The 3,087-nt window shown below is 42.3% G+C and carries 2 protein-coding genes and 1 pseudogene; 2 read left to right on the top strand and 1 reads right to left on the bottom strand.

What is annotated here, in order from left to right:
• Positions 1-1,602 (bottom strand): aminopeptidase N (gene pepN, locus VLN09_RS08235; protein WP_325245443.1); only part of this gene is annotated, 1,602 nt, incomplete at its 3' end.
• 434 nt (positions 1,603-2,036) lie between these two features.
• Between pepN and pal the strand changes: the two genes are divergently transcribed.
• Positions 2,037-2,555 carry a peptidoglycan-associated lipoprotein Pal gene (gene pal / locus VLN09_RS08230; RefSeq protein WP_325245441.1) on the top strand — a complete coding sequence of 173 codons (519 nt, stop codon included), beginning with the start codon at positions 2,037-2,039 and terminating at the stop codon, positions 2,553-2,555.
• A gap of 121 nt (positions 2,556-2,676) precedes the next feature.
• Positions 2,677-3,087, top strand: a pseudogene (locus VLN09_RS08225) (peptide transporter); the annotation flags it as partial.

Raw genomic sequence — 3,087 nt, 5'->3', positions numbered from 1 at the left:
TAGCAAAGATACGATAGGCTCAGCATTTACACCTTCAAAAATAAAGGTTTGCTCGGCTTGGTCTAATAGCAACATACGCTCAGCGATAATTTTACCGCTTTCTTTATCAAATAATGCCGTCGCGACTGGAATTGGCAACGGTTTTGGCGCATCAAAGCCGCTAACATGACGGGTTTGCTGACTCAGCGTAATCGTTAATGTTTGCGTGGTAATATCATAGTCTTGATGACCGGATACCACTGGCGTACCTGGCTGGCGATACCAATCGATAAAGTCTTCTACTTTACTGTTAGTAATACTAAGCGCCGATAAAAAATCTTCAACGGTCACTGCCTGTCCGTCATAACGACGGAAATACTCATCCGTCCCTTTTCGGAAATCATCAGCTCCCAACGTATTCGCTATCATACGGACGATTTCAGCGCCTTTTTCATAAACGGTGGTGGTATAAAAATTATTAATCTCCACAAAATTCTCAGGACGTACAGGATGCGCCAGTGGTCCAGCATCCTCTGCAAACTGATGGGCACGCAAGGTGGCGACATCGTCGATACGCTGTACGGCACTTGATTGCTGATCCGCTGAAAACGATTGGTCACGATAGACGGTAAAGCCCTCTTTTAAACATAACTGAAACCAGTCACGGCAAGTGATACGATTGCCCGTCCAGTTATGAAAATACTCGTGGGCGATAATGGCTTTAACGCTAAAGCTACGGCTATCAGTGGTGGTTTCGGGGCTCGATAATACACAAGCGGTATTAAAGATATTCAGCCCTTTATTTTCCATTGCACCCATATTGAATTGACTGACCGCCACGATCATATAACGATCTAAGTCATAAGCACGACCATAATTAACTTCATCCCATTGCATCGAATCTTTGAGCGCTTGCATAGCGACATCACACTTATCGATGTCAGCTGACTTTGCATATACTTCAAGCAACACCTCTCGACCTTCGCTAGTCGTATAGCTATCCGCTAATACATCCAAGTCAGCAACCACACAAGCAAACAGGTAGCTTGGCTTATTGGTCGGATCATGCCAAATCGCATAATGGCGGTTTGGTGCATCGATCATGTCCCCCGCTTCCACCAAATTACCATTGGCCAATAGCGTTGGAAAACGCTTATCCGCCTCAAGACGGGTAGTAAATATCGCTAATACATCAGGGCGGTCTGGATAAAAGGTAATCTTACGAAAGCCTTCCGGCTCGCACTGGGTGACAAACATCGTATCGTCACCACTACCCGCCATATAAAACCCTTCAAGCGCAGTATTGGTTTGCGGGCAGATGCGTACTTGAAGCGCCAACATTACCTCATCGGGGGCATCACTAATCGTAAGCTTACCCGCTGACTGCTCATAACGCTCAGACGTCAATGCTTCACCATTCATCGTAAGAGCCAGCAGCTCTAAATCTTCACCAAATAAAACGAGATCGCCTGCGCTTTGACGTACCATTTTTAAAACACTGTCTACACGTGCATGGTCTTCAAACAGCTTGATATCTAAATCAACTGTTTCAACATCAAAGCTTGGCGGTTGATAGTCTTTTAAATTGATTTTTCTAGGTGCATGGAGCGGGGCATCAGGCATATCAGGATTAATAATTTGCGCAGCGGTTTCAGCGGTAGACATATAGATTCCTATTGTTTTTTATGAGGGTTATGTTTATAACGGTATTTATAGCAAAACGGATAACAAATTAAATAGATAATAGTTCTTGGCTACATTCATCCAAGATGACATTAATCCAAAATATATTAATTTAAGCTACATTGACCTAAACAGCCAAATTTCAAGGGTAATGGTGAATTATAATAAGATAACAACCACACTATTAAACTCTATATAAAAGGGTCAATCTTGGCATGATATAGATTATATCTATTTGTAAATTCTAGAATTATTTACAGTAATAGTACTTACATAAAGTAACATTTAGTATATGATAGATAGCAATTGCCTAAGTTTTATCATGAGCAGTTTACAACAACAAACTCAATAAATTAAAATTTTTGGAGCTTATTATGTCAACCAGTTTTTCAAAAGTCGCTGCCCTCGCTGTATTATCAAGCGCCGTTGTTCTAGCCTCAGGTTGTGCTACCAAGCGCGCTACTTCTGAAGTCGTCGTGGCTCCACTAGGTATCCCAGGTGGTCAAGTTGGCTACAATGGTGCAGTTATCGTAGACAACTCAAACGCAGTTATTACCGGCGCTGAAAATATCCAAGCCGTTGTCTATTTTGCTTTTGACAGCAGTGAGATTACCTCACAATCTGCGGGCGTCTTAAACCAACACGCAAGTCTATTAAAATCTAACCCAAACGCGGGTGTGGTTATTGCTGGTCATACCGATGAGCGCGGTAGCCGTGAATATAACATCTCATTGGGTGAGCGCCGTGCCCAAGCAGCACGTGATTATCTTGCAGCACAAGGCGTTGCAGCAAATAACATCCGTGTCATCAGCTATGGCGAAGAGCGTCCTGCTGCTGCCGGTACGAACGAAGATGCTTATGCACAAAACCGCCGTGCTGAACTGTCTTACTAAACCTATAGCATAAGACATTATAAGCATTAAAAAGCCCAGCAAGCCTATTGTTGGGCTTTTTGCTTTTTGTTAGGCTAAGATAAATCGCATATAAACCATAAGTTTCTATAATATAAAGACTATGCAAAACTTAACGTTACACGATATTCACTATACCGAGCTCGATACTACAACGATGACATGGTGTGCGACTGCTCAAGTACGTGCCCTACAACCTTATCATGATCAAAAAGACAATACTTGCTTGTCAGCTCCTCAAATTGCTCATCATCAGCGCCAGCAGCAACGTGCAGGCGTGCGGCTATTATTAAAATCATTGCTCAAAAAACTAGCAATCGTTGATATTTTGGACGAATCAAGTTTTCCTTATCGACTGACTCATAGCCAATATTATGTGTGTTTTAGCCATACCAGTGGCAGTACTAAAAATGCTACTCGAATGCAAAATGATATAGAAAACTCAGATATACCATACATTAAGGTCGCTGTCATTATCAGTCGCCATCGTACTGCAGGTATTGATATCGAAGTC

The organism is Psychrobacter sp. (assembly GCF_035469765.1).
GTDB lineage: Bacteria > Pseudomonadota > Gammaproteobacteria > Pseudomonadales > Moraxellaceae > Psychrobacter.
The sequence above is the reverse complement of the archived record's forward strand: the minus strand, read 5'-3'. Positions and strand labels throughout refer to the sequence as shown.

Excerpts from the sequence above, each read along its gene's own strand:
- pal (WP_325245441.1), top strand. The coding sequence starts at position 2,037 with ATGTCAACCAGTTTTTCAAAAGTCGCTGCCCTCGCTGTATTATCAAGC.